The 17,854-nt window shown below is 39.5% G+C and carries 15 protein-coding genes; 3 read left to right on the top strand and 12 right to left on the bottom strand.

What is annotated here, in order from left to right; genetic code table 11:
• The first annotated feature begins 57 nt into the window (after positions 1-57).
• Positions 58-1,860, top strand: a complete 1,803-nt coding sequence (locus NSQ59_RS03615) for a S9 family peptidase (RefSeq protein WP_340829314.1) — start codon at positions 58-60, stop codon at positions 1,858-1,860.
• A gap of 35 nt (positions 1,861-1,895) precedes the next feature.
• On the opposite strand, the gene NSQ59_RS03610 is transcribed toward NSQ59_RS03615, so the two are convergent.
• From NSQ59_RS03610 to nagA, 11 genes are all read right to left on the bottom strand, one after another.
• Positions 1,896-2,285, bottom strand: a complete 390-nt coding sequence (locus NSQ59_RS03610; protein ID WP_340829311.1) for a glyoxalase superfamily protein — start codon at positions 2,283-2,285, stop codon at positions 1,896-1,898.
• Positions 2,286-2,377: 92 nt separating this feature from the next.
• Positions 2,378-3,064, bottom strand: coding sequence for a phosphatase PAP2 family protein (locus NSQ59_RS03605; RefSeq protein ID WP_340829308.1), 687 nt, complete (start codon positions 3,062-3,064; stop codon positions 2,378-2,380).
• Positions 3,065-3,809: 745 nt separating this feature from the next.
• The gene (locus tag NSQ59_RS03600; RefSeq protein WP_055738299.1) at positions 3,810-4,625 is read right to left on the bottom strand and encodes a lipid II flippase Amj family protein; all 816 of its coding nucleotides are present in this window, start codon (positions 4,623-4,625) and stop codon (positions 3,810-3,812) included.
• A 111-nt stretch (positions 4,626-4,736) separates the two neighbouring features.
• Positions 4,737-6,347, bottom strand: a complete 1,611-nt coding sequence (locus NSQ59_RS03595) for an FMN-binding glutamate synthase family protein (RefSeq protein WP_340829305.1) — start codon at positions 6,345-6,347, stop codon at positions 4,737-4,739.
• 146 nt (positions 6,348-6,493) lie between these two features.
• Positions 6,494-7,270: an alpha/beta fold hydrolase gene (locus NSQ59_RS03590; protein ID WP_340829303.1), complete on the bottom strand. Its 777-nt coding sequence runs from the start codon at positions 7,268-7,270 to the stop codon at positions 6,494-6,496.
• Between the two features lie 33 nt (positions 7,271-7,303).
• A complete protein-coding gene (locus tag NSQ59_RS03585; protein ID WP_340829301.1) occupies positions 7,304-8,128 on the bottom strand; it encodes a hypothetical protein in 825 nt (274 codons plus the stop codon).
• Between the two features lie 70 nt (positions 8,129-8,198).
• Entirely contained in the window at positions 8,199-9,782 is a 1,584-nt protein-coding gene (locus NSQ59_RS03580; protein WP_340829299.1) for an ABC1 kinase family protein, read from the bottom strand.
• Positions 9,783-10,079: 297 nt separating this feature from the next.
• Positions 10,080-11,339: a GTPase HflX gene (gene hflX, locus NSQ59_RS03575; RefSeq protein WP_340829296.1), complete on the bottom strand. Its 1,260-nt coding sequence runs from the start codon at positions 11,337-11,339 to the stop codon at positions 10,080-10,082.
• Between the two features lie 469 nt (positions 11,340-11,808).
• Positions 11,809-12,519 (bottom strand): GntR family transcriptional regulator, encoded by a 711-nt coding sequence (locus NSQ59_RS03570; protein WP_055738293.1) that lies wholly within the window; start codon positions 12,517-12,519, stop codon positions 11,809-11,811.
• Complete coding sequence (nagB, locus tag NSQ59_RS03565; RefSeq protein WP_055738292.1) at positions 12,509-13,237, bottom strand: glucosamine-6-phosphate deaminase; 729 nt, start codon at positions 13,235-13,237, stop codon at positions 12,509-12,511. Before nagB ends, NSQ59_RS03570 begins: the two co-directional genes overlap by 11 nt.
• Before the next feature lie 5 nt (positions 13,238-13,242).
• Entirely contained in the window at positions 13,243-14,388 is a 1,146-nt protein-coding gene (gene nagA, locus NSQ59_RS03560) for an N-acetylglucosamine-6-phosphate deacetylase (protein WP_340829293.1), read from the bottom strand.
• A 324-nt stretch (positions 14,389-14,712) separates the two neighbouring features.
• On the opposite strand from nagA, the gene tagU reads away from it, so the two are divergent.
• On the top strand, positions 14,713-15,642 hold the full coding sequence (tagU, locus tag NSQ59_RS03555) for a polyisoprenyl-teichoic acid--peptidoglycan teichoic acid transferase TagU (RefSeq protein WP_055738290.1): 930 nt from the start codon (positions 14,713-14,715) through the stop codon (positions 15,640-15,642).
• A 63-nt stretch (positions 15,643-15,705) separates the two neighbouring features.
• Here the strand turns inward: tagU and NSQ59_RS03550 are convergent, their stop codons facing one another.
• On the bottom strand, positions 15,706-16,842 hold the full coding sequence (locus NSQ59_RS03550; protein WP_340829289.1) for a zinc-dependent alcohol dehydrogenase: 1,137 nt from the start codon (positions 16,840-16,842) through the stop codon (positions 15,706-15,708).
• A 165-nt stretch (positions 16,843-17,007) separates the two neighbouring features.
• On the opposite strand from NSQ59_RS03550, the gene NSQ59_RS03545 reads away from it, so the two are divergent.
• A complete protein-coding gene (locus tag NSQ59_RS03545; protein WP_083489198.1) occupies positions 17,008-17,826 on the top strand; it encodes a DODA-type extradiol aromatic ring-opening family dioxygenase in 819 nt (272 codons plus the stop codon).
• Positions 17,827-17,854: the final 28 nt, after the last annotated feature.

Raw genomic sequence — 17,854 nt, 5'->3', positions numbered from 1 at the left:
CCACATTTGGTTTAAATTTTCAGTATAGAAAGAAATTTCTAAAAGGGGTGGGTCAGTTTGGTAACGTTTAAAAAACCTGATATCGAAAATTTTTATCGTACTTTTAATGTGCAAGCCTTCACGGTGAGTCCAGATGAAAAGCAATTAGTTTTCAGCACCAATTTAACAGGTAAATACAATCTTTGGGCGATGGATTTACCGAATCAATATCCTTATCCACTCACATTTGTGGATCAAAATTGCCATGCGTTACGGTATTCGCATGATGGGCGTTTTCTGGTAGTTGGTTTTGATCAAGATGGAGATGAAAATGCACAGCTTTATGCGCTTCCTCCAGCTGGCGGTGAACTCGTTCCGCTTCGAACAGCAGAAGGTCATCGTCATATGTACCCGTTTTTATCAAAAGATGACAAGAGGCTTTATTATACTTCGACGAAAAACAATGAAACATTCCTGAATATATATCAATACGATATCGAAAATGATGAAGAAAAAGTGGTGCTGGAAGGTGCGGATGCTGCATGCTTCTTGTTGGCCGTCAATGAGGAGGAAACAAGCTTTGTCTATATGAAGCAATTCGCCAATACATATGCACCTGGATATGTTTATCAGAACGGGAAGTCCTATTCTCTTACACCTGAAACTGAGGAGCAATTTACGGTTGGAGATGGTGTATTTGTAGACAAGGAATATTATTTTGTCACGACATTTGGCGAAGACTTTTCTTACTTAGCCAAGTTTCATCTTGAAACACATGAATTCTCCAAGGTCCTTTCTCTTGAAAAAGAAGAGTTTGACGTTGTACGCTTTGACAAGCAAACAAATTCCCTATACTTGCTTACTTCAAAAGGTGTAAATGATTATTTATACCAGTATGATTTAGCAAGCGGTACTTTGCAAAAAGTAGAATTGCCTGCAACTGTGGTAACAGGAATAAAGGTGATGGAAAGCGGAAACGTTTATCTTTTGGCTGGAACGGCAACGAAGCCATATAATATTTTCTTAAAAGAAGCAGGAAGCACAGAATGGAAGCAGCTCACGAACCTATCTGTACCAGGGGTCAAAGAGGATGAGCTTGTTGTACCGGAAGTGTTCACATACCCTTCTTATGACGGATTAGCCATTGAAGCACTATTTTTCAAAGCTAAAGACGATGTAAATAACGGGCATGTGATTCTTTGGCCGCATGGCGGTCCGCAAGCCGCGGAACGAAATAATTTCCGTGCGATGTTCCAATTCCTTGTTAACAGAGGATACAGCATTTTCGCGCCAAACTTCCGCGGTTCCACTGGATATGGTTTGGCCTATACAAAAATGGTAGAAGGCAACTGGGGAGAAGGTCCTCGTCTAGATAATATTGCCGGCCTAGAATACCTTTACGAAAATGGTTTGGCTGACAGAGAAAAAACATTGTTGATGGGTGGAAGCTTTGGAGGTTATATGGCGCTGTTGTTGCACGGGCGTCATCCAGAGTATTTCAAAGCGGTCGTGGATATTTTTGGGCCGTCGAACTTATTTTCTTTTATCGAGTCCGTTCCAAATCATTGGAAGCCGATTATGAACCAGTGGGTAGGAGATCCTGAGAAAGATTTTGATAAGCTAACGGAATACTCACCTATCACTTATTTAGATAACATGACCAAACCAATGCTTGTTATCCAAGGCGCCAACGATCCAAGGGTTGTGAAGCAAGAATCCGATCAAATCGTCAAAGCGCTTCAGGATAATGGTGTTAATGTAAAATACCTTGTCCTCGAAGATGAAGGCCATGGATTCTCGAAGAAAGCGAATGAAATCCTTGTGAATCGTACAATCCTTGAGTTTTTTGATCAATTTGTTGTTGAAAAAGTGACAAACTGATAATAATAGAAAAAAAGGCTGAATGATAATTTCGCTCAGCCTTTTTCTTTCTTTAATATTTGATATAATTCAATCACGTTTCCTTCTGGGTCGCGGAGATGTACAACTCGTGATCCCCAACCAACCTGATCATGCGGCAGATTAATAAATCTTACGCCCTTGTTTACTAACCCACGATACGTTTCGTCAACATTATCCACTTCAAATTGAAGCAGGAATTTTGAATAGAAAGCCTCATTCGTAGGTTGTTCTTCACCGATAACATCCCTTATTTTTAAGTGAGAAAAAAGTGCCAGTTGCTGTTTTTCGAAATAAGCATACTCTTGTTCATCGTTGTGCCATTCGGAAAAACCTAGAACATCTCTGTAAAAGCTTAAACTCTTCTGAAAATCATTTACCAACAACCTAACTGCATGAAATTCCATACATATCCCTCCTCACATACCGAACAATTTTATATATTCTTCGTAAGAAGGAAATATCCTTTTTCTTAAAAAACCTGGGAGTGCGTGCACTTCTAAACCAGTTTAGAGCTTTTAACCGACTCTTTATTTGTTCCGTTGCGATGTTGCCAAGCTAATTGGATACTTTTCACTCTTGCTGCACTCCATCGATGAAGAAAATAAATGACCTCCACAACAGCGACACCGCCAATCAGGTCAAACAATACATGCTGCTTCACAAAAAGAATCGAAACCATGATAAGAAGCGCCATGAGGGAAACTCCGATTCGAATTGGACGAGGGATATTCTTTGCCGATTGGAATCCTTTTAAGATTAAATAAGAGGTTAGAACATGAGTGCTTGGAAAGCAATTGTACGGTTCATCCAAATGATAAACAGAGCGAACCATATTGGTTAGCAAGTCATGTCCTGTTAATGTTGGTCGCGGAACATGAGTTTGAAAGACTGAATAAATTCCGTAACAAATTAAAAGCCCTATATTGAAATATACTAAAGTCCGATAATAAACTTGGCGATTTTTTACACAAAGATAAATTAACGCGGCCAATATAAACAAAAACCATGATACATAAGGTATGATAAAAATTTTTATAAAAGGAATATGGCGGTCAAGATCTGTTACTAGGCTATATGCCTTGACGTTTTGGCGATTTAATATTACATACAAGGTTCCTAACAACGGAATCGATATTAACCAGCATAATGCCATCAAATGAGATGGAATGGATTTACGTTTCATCAGGGGTCACCCTCTCATTATTTTGTATATTAAGCATATCGAAAAGAAAAAAGTTCCCCAATTGAACCTTTTACATATTTTTCACTAAGGCTTGAGGTGTACTTTACCCCTTTTTTGCATTCTATTAATAATGGCCCGGTTTGTAGATAGGATACAGCCCGGTTTATCAAATAAAATTCAATACCATTACATTTTATAGGGCTAAAATTAAAATAACATTAAAGGAAAAAGAATAATTTATCATGGAGGGTAAGAACTATTTAAGGCATAGATACAAGCAGAATTTTCGTAAGCAAGCATTTTAATCGTTATTTGCTGCGAGGTTGAATTTTCATTTCGACTGGCAAAACAGGCATGATTGATTGCTTATTTCGTACTTTGATTCCAAATCAAACTCTAATCATCCATACCACCTCATATCGAACTCTAAACCAAGTGCCTTTCCAAACCGATTGCCAAACTCGACAAAGGCGCGGCCCGTTGCCGTAATAAGATTTGCATCCTGTATGATTTCCTTTCTGAATAATTATCCAGTTCTAATACGCCAAGCTCTCTCATGTCAGATTCGTTACCTCTAACTACCAGAATACTAAAATTATAACCAGCTCCATAAATGGACCGACTTAGAAGTTAAACAGCCCGAAAACTATTGCGTTAAATGGACCGATTTCGTCAAACAACGGACCAAATCGGGACTTTTCACCCATCTTCTATAACATAAAAAACCTTCCCCATCAGGAAGGCTTTAAATCCAGTGTGCAAACCAAGCAATATACAATGCTGCCGGTATAAAAATAACTTGTGCCAGTAAGGTACCAACTAATTTGGAGCTTACCATGGCAAAAGAATAGCTTTTTAAATAGACGTATTTATTTTGTTTTTTCACTACTTGATCCGCTAATACGGATGCTTTTGGGTCTACAAAGAGTGTTAATAAAATAGTAGCCACTCCGTTAATGATTCCGGAAGACATTATAGCTGCCGGTGCATACTCAGGAGGCACAATAACAGATGCATATAGTGCAGCCAACACTCCTACTGTATAAATAGCGGTAATGACGGCATTGATAACAAAAATCCGTTTCGGAAAAGTTCGCTTATTAATTCCTTTTAAATAGGATAAGCGCGGCAGACGAATGCAAGCAATAGCCTTCTGCAAGCCTTGTTTATTACTCCACTTTTTTATAACAGTAAAAATTGAGCCTTTTTCTAGCGAGAGCTGTGTGATGGCTCTGGAAAAAATCGCGATAAAAGTTGGAAATAGAAATATTCCTATACAAACGCCTAACGTCGTGACCCCAAGCAAAATGCGATATTGATCTTGGATAAAATCCAGAGTATTAACTTTAGGAGCTTCACCAATAAGCTTCCCCGTCATTGGCTGTTGAAACATAGTCGAGAATCTGGAGACAATAATCATCGTGTTAAATAAAGAAAGAGCAGATGCGATTAAACCAACTCTTGCCCCAGACAGCCTTGTAGAATAGGCCAGTGTTTCGATGGTAGTGACAATTAATAAAAATACGGAGATGATAATCAATTTTGTTGAAATTAAATCCATAGTTTTGATTTTTTCCTTTTCCATTATTTTAAAACTATTATATCTATTCCAGACAAAATAGAGATAGCATTTTTTTTAAAAGAGACGAGCAATTTAACTCGTCTCTAATAACTATAAGGCCAGTTTTTCCAATGATGGCCTCATTAATCCTTGCATATATTCTTTTCCGGTATACAGCTGACCGTTCATGGCTCTGAACATTAAATGTTCTTCCGTGAATTCTGTTGGTGAAGCTATACCTGCTGCACCGGCCAGGTTGAAAAGTCCTTCTCTTGTGGAGATAACATAGTTACAGACACGATACATTTTTTCTTCCACGACTAATGCCTTTTCTCGATTTGGATCTGTTGTGGCAACTCCTACTGGACAAGTATTGGAATGACATGTTTGCGCCATGATACAGCCTACCGAAATCATAAAGGCACGGGCAGTGTTGATTAAGTCCGCTCCTAAGCAAAGAGCATATGCCATTTTATCAGGAGTAATTAATTTTCCGGATGCAATAATCTTTACACGATCCCTAATTTGATATTTTTTGAGCATTTCATGCAGTATCGGTAGCGCAGTATAAAGCGGTAAGCCTGGTCCATCTGCAAGCTCTTGGTAAGTTGCTCCTGTTCCTCCTTCACCGCCGTCAACGGTGATAAAGTCAGGGTATTTTCCTTCCTCCGCCATCACCTTGACCATATCCTCTACCTCGTCACGGCTTCCAACAACGATTTTAAATCCAACTGGTTTTCCGCCAATTTCTCTCATTTGTTCTACGAAATCCAGTAACCCTTTCGTATCATGAAATTGGCGAAAACGATTTGGACTATCTATCGTTTTCCATGGTGTGACATTACGGATTTCTGCAATCTCTGGTGTTACTTTTTCCGCCTCGACGTGTCCACCGCGGATTTTTGCACCTTGCGCTAGTTTTAGTTCGAATGCTTTTACTTGTTCGATCTCACTTTTTTTCTTAAACTGCTCCCAAGAAAACTCTCCGTCTTCCGTTCGGTAGCCGAACAATCCTGGCCCAATTTGAGCAATAATATCCACATTCCCTGCCTGATGATGCTTGGAAAGCCCGCCTTCTCCAGTATTCATCCATGTACCGCCGGCAAGCGCAAGTCCTTTTGATAACGCGATTATCGCATTTTTCCCTAATGCTCCATAGCTCATTGCTGATTGGCCGATTAATCCTTTAACGTAAAAAGGTTTTGCACAAGTATCTTTTCCTATCACAATTTGGTCTTGTTCTGATAGGTAATAAGGGGCAACCTCCGCTTTTTCGGAGTGTTCCTTTCTACTAACAAGCTTTTCATTATCAATTTTATAAAGCATGGTCTGAACTTTTGGATTTTGGTCAATACGAAGCTCTTCTCTTTGCTTAGGAAACATGGAGTTCTTTAAATAAAAACCTGTATCCTCAAAATTCCGTTCCGATCCAAATGCCGTAATTCTCTGTTTGTATTTACCTGATTTGACGACACCTTCATACTGATTCCTAGAGAAAGGCTTTCCTTCATTGTTGTTTAGAAATAAATATTGCCGCAGCTCCGGACCAACCTTTTCCGCTATGTATCGAACTCGTCCGAGCACCGGAAAATTTCTTAATACTGCATGTTCTTTTTGACGCGAATCTCGAAATAATATGTAAAAATAAAACCCCAGCGGCCCTACGATAACCGCCACCAGCAAAACAAAAATCGCTAAAATTAACCCCTGTGTCCAACTCATCCTTTTCACCATCCTCCTCATTTTCTACTATTCTACCACTTGGTGTCAGGCACCACAAATGGACAATTCGGGCACTTTGTATTTACAGGGTGGACACTTAGTGGTTGGATAAACCCTCCATGCATTACCATGAAGGGTTCTCCATTTCATTCTATTAAAAAATTCTTAACGACTTTCATAAATTTTTCAGGTTCTTCTGCATTTGGAGCATGGCCCGATTCTGCAAATTCTACAAATGTCGAATGTGGAATCAGATTTGCTATTTCTCTTCCTAGTTTTGGCGGATTAAGACCATCGTGTTTACCGCTAATTACTAATGTTTCAGCAGTAATTTTATTCAGGGCAGGTCGGAAATCGAAGCCTTCCAATGCTTTATTGGCTGCTGCTTGTTCCTCCGGCGTTAATACGTGACCTTTCATCTGAGACTCCGCCAAGTATTTCCATGCGGCTTCAAGATTATAGAACATATACTTAGATAAATGGGCCATTGTCTCCTCTAGGTTTAACCCTATTAACTCCTCCGCATGCTGATCCATAAGTTCTTGTGTAGACGAGGTTTTTCCATGTGATTTTGCCACAACAAGGATCAACTTTTTAATTCGATTCGGAATAGCAATTGCCACTCCTTGTGCAATATAACTTCCCATTGATGCCCCAAGTATATGTGCCGAATCGATACCGAGAAAATCCATTAAAGCAATAACGTCCTCAATATGGTCATTCAAGGTATAATTCTTCGGCTTTTCTGAGTCGCCATGCCCCCTAGAATCCAAAGCAATGACACGAAAATGACTTTTGAATTTTTCTATAAATTCAAGATAACTATAGCGATTACCACCCAGACCATGCAGTAAAATAATAGGCGTACCTGCCCCATCATCGTCATAGGTTAAAGTAACTCCATTTGCAACAAACTCCGGCATTCCTATCACCTCTTATCGATTTCTCTAAAACTATTATGTTTGAAATAACTCCCCTTGCAGCGCCTTTATATACCTCTCCGCTGATTTTTGAACAGCCTCATTTGCGTTCTCGGCCACTACCCTATGAAAAGCATTATATAAACGATTAAGTTTCAGTTCCTTTACCCTGTTCGCCATTTCCGCAACTTTTTTTGCTGGCAAAGGAATGAGATTTGGGTAACTATACATGAAGCTTACCCACCTTGTATCTGCGACTACCTGAATAATATCTCCTGATAGTAAAATGCCCTTCCCGTTGTTTCCCTGCTCCCAATGTAAAACTGCCCCGCCTCTGTAATGACCGCCCAATCTATGGAGGGTTATTCCTTCAGCAAGTTCCAGTTCCTCCCCTGACCAAAATACTATTTTGTCACTTGGGCGCATGACCCATTCCTGGTCGTCTTCATGAATGTATATAGGGATATTTAGCTTTTCCGCCCACTCTACTTGGGTGGAGTAATAGTGGGGATGGGATAGTGCCATAGCATGGATTGGTCCGTTTTTCGTTAAGAAATCAAGTGTTTGCTCGTCAAGGTAAGTCACACAATCCCAAATGACTCCAAATCCATTTTGCTTTATAACATAAGCTGTTTGACCGATTGCAAATGAAGGATTCGTGGTGATACTGTATAAATTCTCTTCTTCTTTTAAAATCTCATTATGGTATTTTTGACTTTGCAGCATTTCTTCTAAGGTAGTCCAGGATTGTCCGTTCGGATGAACGTATTGACGCTCCTCATTACAGATGTGACATAAGTGAGGCGGTTCTTGTGTGTGAGGATATTGGGTACCACATGTAATACAAATATAATTTGGCATAAAATCTCTCCTTATTTGCTGTGTATTTGCTCCAACATTAATCATATGACATTCTACTGTAACCATGCATTTATTTTTTCAAAGATTTCAACCAATTCTTTTGCTTCCAACTGCAAATGATATAGGCAACCAAGGAAATTCCTGTAATCCCCAATGCGACATCTGTTATCAATGTTATTCTGGAATATATACCAAACAAGCTTCCGGTAATTCCTATAGCTCCCAAGAAGAATAGTTGCCTTTTCTGATTCTCCAGAACCGAAAAGTGAAATTCTCTATGTTGCTGAATTTCCTTTAATTCTATGAATCTCTTAGGTGATTCCAACAAATCTTGAATAGAATGAAAAACTTGAAATACAGGCTGGGCATTAATCCATTTCCAAATCAGCTTCCATTTACTTTGATTATTTTGATATAGCCACTTCAAAAAGGCCGGCTTCGCAATCTCTAATAATTCACTTCCTGGGCTAATCGTATGTAGCATTCCCTCAATCGTGATAAAGGATCTTCCTAAAAAAATGAATCGCGTCGGTACTTGTACAGGCAATGAACGGATTAAATCATTCAGTTCTTTTTTTACTGTAAATAGATCCATTTCTTTGTAATGTGCGAAATCAATCGATAATGCCTCTTTTAGAATCATCTCAATCTTTTTGGTATTGGCGTCTGGGTGAATAAATCCCAAATCCATTAGTACTTTTACAGCCAATGTATAATTTTTCAACAAAAAAGCTTGTAACAAATCTTGAAAGTTGGCGGCATCCTTTTTTGAAATTTCTCCAACCATTCCATAATCGAGTAGAACGATTGAACCTTCTTCCTTTACTAAAACATTTCCCGCATGAGGATCAGCATGGAAAATACCTGCCTCGAGCCACTGAGGAATAAATAGCTGTAAAAGACGTACGGATAATTCCTCTCTATTAATCCTGGATTGCACTAAAAAATCAACATCTGTAATCTTTCTTCCTTCTACCCATTCCATTACTAGTACTCTAGAAGTGCATAAATCTGGAAAAACCCTTGGAATGATAAGTCTATTAAACTTACTAAATCGTGTGCGAAAATGAAGGGACGCTTCCATTTCCAGATGAAAATCCAGTTCTCTTTTTATCACTTGTTTGAGCTCAAAAAAAAGCATTTTAAAATTTACGAATTGTTTTGGGACAGGTGCAAAATGGTGTGCAATCCAGATTATGATGGACAGGGATCGAAAATCTGTCTGGATAATCGATCGGATAGCCGGCCTTTGTACTTTAATCGCAACACAAGTTCCATCTTTCAAATATCCTTTATAAACTTCACCAATGGACGCTGATGCGATTGCAGTTGGATGGATCGATTCGAGTTTATCCTCAATCTTCCCTTCCCATTCTTTTTGTAATACATCTTTTATTTCCTCCCAAGATGAAGGGGGGACATGGTCGACTAAATCTTCAAGCTGTTTGACAAAGCTCCCTGGCAATAAATCAGAGCGGATGCTTAGAAATTGCCCTACCTTAATCAGGAGCCCCTCTAAGTCGAATAAGGTTTCCCGGAATTCCTGGCCAATTTTCGCCCATAATTTCTCCATCTCGGATTCCGGCTTTTTGCGGATCTGATACCAATAGATTCGAGCCAATATCGATATACCAAGCGAGATTATTTTCCACATCCTAGGCCACTTCTTGTTATATTTCATAAGAATCCCCTATTCTATTAGAGATTTAAAACAGCACTACTGTCCACTGGATATGTACAATACAGTATTTTGTCCATTTGTGGTGCCTGACACCAAAAGAAAAGCCAGCACCTCTAACGTATGGATTTCATAGTCACAGGCGAAACAGCAAGGCCTTACCTGAAAGAAAAATCTGCTAACCGATGGCTGCTTGCGTTAAAAACTTATACTTATTTCACAAAATAGAAGCTACACTAAAGTAGCTTCTATTCGATAATTGTTACCCGATCTTTACACGACATATTCTTGATATTTTTCAAAATCGGCAGTACGGCATTCCATTAACAGCTTTGTTCCTTCATTTTCATAGCTTGTTGAAAGAATCTCTGCGTTTTTATTAAAATAAGAGACAATATTTCCTTGATCATAAGGAATCAACATTTCACATTGAACATAATTTTTAAATATCTGCTGGCGAATCATTTCGACTAATTCCATGATTCCAATCCGTTGTTTCGCTGATAGATAAACTGTATTGTGTTGAACAGCAGGAAGCTCTATTTCCAGTAAATCTGCTTTATTATAGGCATAGATTGTTGGAATATCTTCTACACCTATCGCTTTTAATGTCTGTTCTGTAATATCTTTCATTTGCTTGTGATTCGTATTCGAATAATCAACCACATGAATTAGTAAATCGGATTCTGCTACTTCCTCTAACGTGGAGCGAAACGCTTTTACTAGATGATGCGGCAGCTTATCAACAAATCCAACCGTATCCGTTAATAAGAAAGACTTTGCATCCGGTAATGGTATATTTCTTACGGAAGTTTCCAAGGTCGCAAACAACATATCCTTTTCAAAAACTTGCTTATTTGCTGCAGGATTATATAATTCCACCATTGCATTCATAATGGTTGATTTCCCCGCATTTGTATAGCCAACTAGTGACACCACCGGAAGATTATTTTTCCTGCGCCTTTTTCGCTGTGTTTGCCGATGTGAAACAAGAACCTCTAATTCTTTATTTAGTGTAGTAATTTTTTCTTCAATTTTTCTACGATCCAGCTCCAATTTTGTTTCACCTGACCCACGATTTTTCAATCCTGAGCCTCCGCCCTGACGTCCAAGAGATTCCCGCAGTCCAATCAAGCGAGGCAGCATATACTGCAATTTCGCTACTTCCACTTGAAGCTGTGCTTCCTTCGTTTTCGCACGCTCTGCAAAAATATCCAGGATTAGGATGGTGCGATCGATTACCCTGCATTCCAGTTCTTTTTCGAGATTTCGAATATGGGAAGGGGATAATTCATCATTAAAAATAACGGTTCGCGCATTCGTTGCCGCTAACAAGGCAATAATCTCTTTAATCTTCCCTGTCCCTATATAATGAGATTTATTTATTCGTTGAAGGTTTTGAGTAATTATACCTGTCACTTCCATCTCACAGGCGGCTGTTAGATTTGCCAATTCCTCCATTGAATAATCAAAATTTTGTTGTGTTCCAAGATTCGCACCGACTAATATTGCTTTTTCACGTTCTGCCATCATATATTTGTATCCTCCTAAATAATAAATGTAAAAATAGTCCATCTACTACATACAGAGGGTTATCGGAAAAACGGACAGCAAATAAACCGATTCAGACTATGGTGAAAATGCCCACCATATGATCATGACACTACTTCGAATTATTTGAGAACACAAAAAAAGAGGGCTATTCGTCCTCCCTCTTTTATCATAAAAATATGAAATTTAACATGAGTTCCATAAAAATAGGCAGACCAATTCCGATTTACCCTGCTGCATGAGCAGAGTTTCAGCACACTATTCAATTAGCGGCGTAATAAATCGAATCGTAGTCGCACTTCGGAACCCCTCCGTTCATTATAGTTATTTGCATTTTAACACAACTACCTAAAATCGGCAACCTCATTTTAGGAATTTTCACTCTTTTTCCATTAATGTACACCACTGATGGACAATTTATCGTTTTGTCCACGAGTGGTGCCTGACACCATTACAAGTAGAATTTGAATCTGCTGCCCGCGTAGTGGGAGCGGACATATTCGAAAGGGGTTCCGTTCTTTAAAGTTGTAACCCTCTCAATTAAGAGAATTGGAGACCCTGTTGGGAGATCCAGTTGGTTTGCTGTTTGTTTATCTGCGCTGATGGCTTCGATGGATTGCCTGCCTTCTCCAAGATCCAGCCCCTTTTTCTCTTCGATAAATTCGTATAAGGAATGCTCCATATCTTCCACAGTAATACCTTCCGCAAATGGCCATGGAATGATGGTCGTTTCTATGGCAATCGGCGTATTATTTCCGAGACGAATTCGCTCGATTTGTAAAACCTCAACTGCCTGATCCATTTCCAGATGTTCTGCCTCCACATCGGATGGTTTCCTTTTCAAAAAAGAAATAATTTTGCTGGACGGTATCATTCCGCGCTGCTCCATTAGTTTGGTAAAACTTGTAACACCTCTTAATGGCTGCTCTACTTTTTCATTGCTGACAAAGGTCCCGCTTCCACGTTTGCGCGTGAGCACCCCTTCATCCACAAGACCTTGAACTGCCTGCCTGATGGTCATTCGGCTAACCTCGAACTGCTCCGATAAAATACGTTCAGAAGGAATGGCATCCCCAACGGACCATTCCCCCTTCTTAATTTGTTCCTTTATCACTTGCTGAATTTGATAATAAATCGGAACGGGCGAACCCTTATCGATCACTTGTTATCCCTTCCTTAAGCAAGACGGCCGCTTCTTCATCCGCCAACACAGTCACATTAGGATGCTTTTGCAAAATAGATGCAGGACATGAAGGATCAATCGCACCTTCAACCATCTCCTTAATTGCTTCTGCTTTGGAGCGGCCAAATGCTAACAAAATAATTTTTTTCGCTGCTAAAATGGACTTAATCCCCATTGAAATGGCGTACTTTGGAACATCCTCTTCTTTTTCAAAATAGCGTTTATTCGCTTCTCTTGTTGACTCTGTTAATTCCACAATGTGAGTTTCTGCGTCAAAAGAGGTTCCCGGCTCATTAAATCCGATATGACCATTCGCCCCAATGCCAAGGATTTGAATGTCAACAGCATGATTTTTCAAGATTTTCTCATATCTTCTGCACTCTGCTTCTAAATCTTTAGCCATTCCATTTGGTAAAAAAGATTCTTTAAAATTCATATGAGAAAATAGCTCTTTCTCCATATAATAATGATAACTGTTTGGATCATTTTTTTCTAACCCAACATATTCATCTAAATTAACGGTAGAAATAGAGGACACATCCAAATTAGATTCTCTCATCTTTTTATAAAATTCAACAGGGGTTCCTCCTGTAGCAAGTCCAAGTGTAGAAACACGTCCGCTTACCACACCATCGCGTACAATTTCAAATGCTTTTTGTGCTGCATCTTTATCTGATTTAAATGTTAAAATTTCCATTATGACTATTCCCCTCTCTGATGTTTCCTTCCTAACGAATAGGTTTCACATACGTGTAAGCTTTCATCCATGATGACGAAATCCGCGTCTTTTCCCGTTGTTAAAGTACCTTTCGAAGTAAGTCCAAATTCCTTCGCTTGATTAACAGAGGTCATTTGAACCGCATCACGAATGCTGCAGCCAGTAAACTGAATAATATTTCGGAAAGCTTGGTCCATCTTTAAAATACTTCCCGCAAGTGAGCCATTTTCCAAACGTGCCTCTCCGTTTTTCACATATACTTTTTGCCCGCCTAATTCCGATACTCCATCAGGCATACCTTTCGCTCTCATCGCATCGGAAATCAACACCATTCCGGATGCTCCTTTTACTTTATATGTTAAATTCACCATATCAGGGTGGACATGTATCCCATCCGCAATCATTTCAACTTGAATTTGCGGCGATAATAAAGCGTGGCCCGCTACACCTGCTTCACGATGATGCAATCCGCGCATCCCGTTATACATATGGGTCGCATGTGTGGTCTTACTTTGTAAAAGTTCCTCGCGAACAGCGTCCGAATGACCCATAGAAGGTACAATTCCACGTTCCATCATCACCTTTTCAAATTCACGTGCTCTTTCTTTTTCCGGTGCATACGTGACAAGTTTGATAAGGTTGCCGGAAGCTTCATGCCATTTTAAAAATAAGTCTATATCGGGTGCTTTGATAAATTCCAAAGGTTGTGCACCAGCTCTTTTTTCAGAAATAAACGGCCCTTCCAAATGAACGCCTTCAATAATAGTATTTCCGGATTCTTTTGCGGCTTTAACTGCACGAAGAGCCTTTTCAATCGCAGGATAATCTTGTGTAATTGTTGTCGCAAAAAAAGAGGTTACCCCTTCATCCAAAAGCTTGTCACTTAAAAATGCCAGTTTTTCAGGGTCGGCATCCATTACATCAACACCATATCCGCCATGAATATGGACATCAATCATTCCTGGTATAATAATTTTTCCTTTCGCATTGATGACCTCTTCGTCGCTTTGTTCTTGGAACCCGTCCATTGAGCCCGTCTCGATGATTTTATCCTGAAAACGAATATATCCATTTGCAATTTCTGTTTCACCTGTAAAAATCTTGGCATTGATTACAACCTTTTGTACCAATGCTGCCCACCTCGATTTCTAAATTTATATAGTTGTCTATACCAATTATCTATTGGAATAGATGATTTGTCAATATCGCTTTAACGATTTCATAAATGAAACTTTTTGTGGCTGTAAAACGTTTTTATTAAGAACAGCGCAGGAGTGTTAACCCTTTAAAGAAATGACTGATTCGTAAAATGGATATTATAGATTTATTTTTGTAAAAGTTGCATAAAATATTCATGACAGGCATCGACGAATTTTTAAAATTTTCTACACAACTTTTCCGAGTTTTGCTATGATATATTTAATAAATTTTTCCAATTTGGAGGAAAAAGATATATGCGTGCGGATAAATATAAAAAACGTAAAAAGAAACGGACATGGTTGAAGGCTGTTGGTATCATCCTCCTTCTCCTATTAATTGGCGGAGGAGTATTTGCATATAATATTTATCATTCCATGAGGGCTGCTGTAGACACGATGCATAAGCCTGTCAAAAGTAAGAATTCCCGTGCCGGAGAACTGAATTTCGGAAAGGAACAACCTTTCTCTGTATTATTGTTGGGTGTCGATCAAAGAAAAGGCGATGTCGGGCGGTCTGATACGATGATCGTCATGACGGTAAATCCGAATAAGGAATCGGTAGAAATGCTGAGTATTCCCCGAGACACACGTGTTGAAATCGTCGGAAGAGGTACACAGGATAAAATTAATGCTGCTTATGCATATGGCGGCGTAAAAATGTCCATGGATACAGTCCAAAATTTCCTCGATATCCCGATTGATTATTACATTAAAGTAAATATGGAAGGTTTTTCAGAAATTGTAGATGCATTAGGCGGTGTTACCGTAAATAATAATCTTGATTTCAGTTATGGCGGCTATCATTTTCCAAAGGGCCAAATTGATTTAAATGGTAAAAAGGCCATTAATTATGTCCGGATGCGAAAACAAGATCCACGCGGAGACTTTGGACGGGAAGAGCGCCAGCGTGCCGTCATTCAAGGGATAATCGACAAGGGAGCAAGCTTTTCTTCGTTAACACATTTCAGTGATGTATTTCAGGCATTAGGAAAAAACATCGAAACAAACCTCAGCTTCGATGATATGGTAAGCATTCAAAAGAATTATCGAAACGCACGAAAAAATATTGAGAAATTCCAGCTTCAAGGCCAAGGCCAAATGATTAATAAAATTTATTATTTTGTTGTGCCGGAATCCGAACGTCAAAAAGCGCATGACCGTTTGAAGACCCACTTAGAGCTTTAGAACATTTCTTAGTCTTTGACGGGACCCACGTAAAAACCAGGCATATTGATGCCTGGTTTTTTATTATGGTTTTAACACTACCTTGATACAGTTATCTTCCTTTTCATCAAAGATAGAATAAGCATGTTCCGCCTGATCCAACGGCAAACGATGAGTGATTATATCCGTTGGGTCAAACTTCTCTTCCTTAATCATTTTATATAATTCCGGCATGTAATGAATGACTGGAGCCTGTCCCATTTTCAAAGTGATATTTCGTGCAAATAGATCACCAAGCGGAAATTGATTATACCTTGTTCCGTATACCCCAACGAGTTGTATAGTTCCACCTTTTCTGACACACTGGGAAGCGATGACAATTGCCCCCATCGCGCCACCTTGCAGCTTTAAAGCGGATTCCACCATTTCTAAGGCTGTCTTTTTTCCATCCAGCCCTACACAGTCGATGACAACATCTGCTCCGCCTTTCGTTAGCTCATGCAAGTACTCACCTGTGTTTTTATATTTTGTAAAATCAACCACCTCCACATGATTGGTTTTTTTCGCATGATCAAGACGGTACTGAATATAATCAACAGCAATTACCCTTTTTGCACCCTTTAGCCATGCAAACTTTTGAGTGAGCAATCCAACAGGTCCACATCCCAGTACAATAACCGTATCCCCCTCTTTAACACCAGCATTATCCACCCCCCAATAAGCGGTCGGAATAATATCAGATAAAAAGAGAATCTTTTCATCCTCAAATTCACAGTCTTCCGGTACAGCAAATGGGGTAAAATTTGCAAATGGCACACGTAAATACTCAGCTTGTCCGCCCGGATAACCACCAAATGTTTCGGAGTAACCAAAATATGCTCCTGCTTCTCCATGCGGATTCGAATTATCGCATTGACTTTCCAAATCATGCTGGCAATACCAGCACTGACCGCACGATATGTTAAACGGAACGATAACACGGTCGCCTTTTTTGAGTTTTTTTACCTCTGGACCGACCTCTTCGACAATCCCCATCGGCTCATGGCCAATAATAAAATTATGAGGCATATTCGGCATCATCCCGTGAACAAGATGAAGATCCGATCCGCATATTGCCGTACTTGTAATTTTCACAATGATGTCATCTGGTTTGTGAATGGTAGGCTCTGGTACATCTTTCACCTTTACATCTTTTATCCCTTGATATGTAACAGCTCTCAAATGAAAAACCTCCTTTTTCTTACTCATTATGTGCAATTCCCTGCTTCTTCATCATTTTTAGGGAGTGGAATTTATTAAAATGATTTTTCGAATTTTAGCAATTTTTGAAGGGAATTGTTGGATGATTATCGAATACATTAAAAAAATGTGAAGTGAGTGATGAGGATGAATCCATTTGTATTTGCTTGCATTACGCCGCATGGCGGTGAAATTATTCCGGAACTCTCAGGCGACAAACCAGAAAGAATGAAACTGACTCGTGATAGTATGGTGAAGTTAGGAAAGAAAATGAATTCCGCAAATCCGGATACAATCATTGTCCTAACCCCGCATGGGACAAGAATCGACGGACAATTTTCGATTTCGGGCAGCGAAAGAATGTATGGGTCATTTGATGAAAATGATACCTATTATGAGATGGAGAGAATGGTGGATCGAGAATTAGCACTGGAAATTACGAAGGCTGCTAAGGAATCCGGGCTTGCTGCAGGATCCATTAATTATGCGACGTCTACCGGGCCTCTTTCTTGTTTGCCGCTTGATTGGGGTGCCATTGTTCCACTAGCTTTTATGCCGGAAGTTCCTGTTGTGGTGATCACTCCATCAAGAGAAGTAGCACTTGAGGATCACTATAAGTTCGGGGAAGTTCTCCGTGAAGTAGTTCAAAACTCATCGAAAAATATCGGCCTCATCGCCAGCTGTGATTGGGCGCATGCACATGACGAAAAAGGACCATATGGATATGATCCAGCCGCTGCAATGCTTGATGAGGAAGTAGTCGGTTTGTTCCGCTCTAATGAATTGGAGAAAATGGCAGAATTTGATCCGGAATATGTCGACGCTGCAAAGCCGGACGGAATTTGGCAAACAATGATTCTCGCGGGAGCCATTCCGAAAGAAAAGCGTAATATCCATTTATATTCTTATGAAGTGCCAACTTATTTTGGCTTGATTTGTGCTGAAGTTGGGAGTGCAGATGAATAGGTGAGTCTTTTTGTCTCACCTTTTTTAC

It is taken from the genome of Margalitia sp. FSL K6-0131 (assembly GCF_038008735.1).
GTDB lineage: Bacteria > Bacillota > Bacilli > Bacillales > Bacillaceae_C > Margalitia > Margalitia shackletonii.
This window is presented reverse-complemented; position numbering and strand designations above follow the sequence as displayed.

What these genes read in the sequence shown, in the direction of transcription:
- NSQ59_RS03610 (WP_340829311.1), bottom strand. Translation starts at nt 2,285, where the DNA reads ATGGAATTTCATGCAGTTAGGTTGTTGGTAAATGATTTTCAGAAGAGT.
- NSQ59_RS03605 (WP_340829308.1), bottom strand. Translation starts at nt 3,064, where the DNA reads ATGAAACGTAAATCCATTCCATCTCATTTGATGGCATTATGCTGGTTA.
- NSQ59_RS03600 (WP_055738299.1), bottom strand. Translation starts at nt 4,625, where the DNA reads ATGGATTTAATTTCAACAAAATTGATTATCATCTCCGTATTTTTATTA.
- NSQ59_RS03595 (WP_340829305.1), bottom strand. Translation starts at nt 6,347, where the DNA reads ATGAGTTGGACACAGGGGTTAATTTTAGCGATTTTTGTTTTGCTGGTG.
- NSQ59_RS03590 (WP_340829303.1), bottom strand. Translation starts at nt 7,270, where the DNA reads ATGCCGGAGTTTGTTGCAAATGGAGTTACTTTAACCTATGACGATGAT.
- NSQ59_RS03585 (WP_340829301.1), bottom strand. Translation starts at nt 8,128, where the DNA reads ATGCCAAATTATATTTGTATTACATGTGGTACCCAATATCCTCACACA.
- NSQ59_RS03580 (WP_340829299.1), bottom strand. Translation starts at nt 9,782, where the DNA reads ATGTGGAAAATAATCTCGCTTGGTATATCGATATTGGCTCGAATCTAT.
- hflX (WP_340829296.1), bottom strand. Translation starts at nt 11,339, where the DNA reads ATGATGGCAGAACGTGAAAAAGCAATATTAGTCGGTGCGAATCTTGGA.
- nagB (WP_055738292.1), bottom strand. Translation starts at nt 13,237, where the DNA reads ATGGAAATTTTAACATTTAAATCAGATAAAGATGCAGCACAAAAAGCA.
- tagU (WP_055738290.1), top strand. Translation starts at nt 14,713, where the DNA reads ATGCGTGCGGATAAATATAAAAAACGTAAAAAGAAACGGACATGGTTG.
- NSQ59_RS03545 (WP_083489198.1), top strand. Translation starts at nt 17,008, where the DNA reads ATGAATCCATTTGTATTTGCTTGCATTACGCCGCATGGCGGTGAAATT.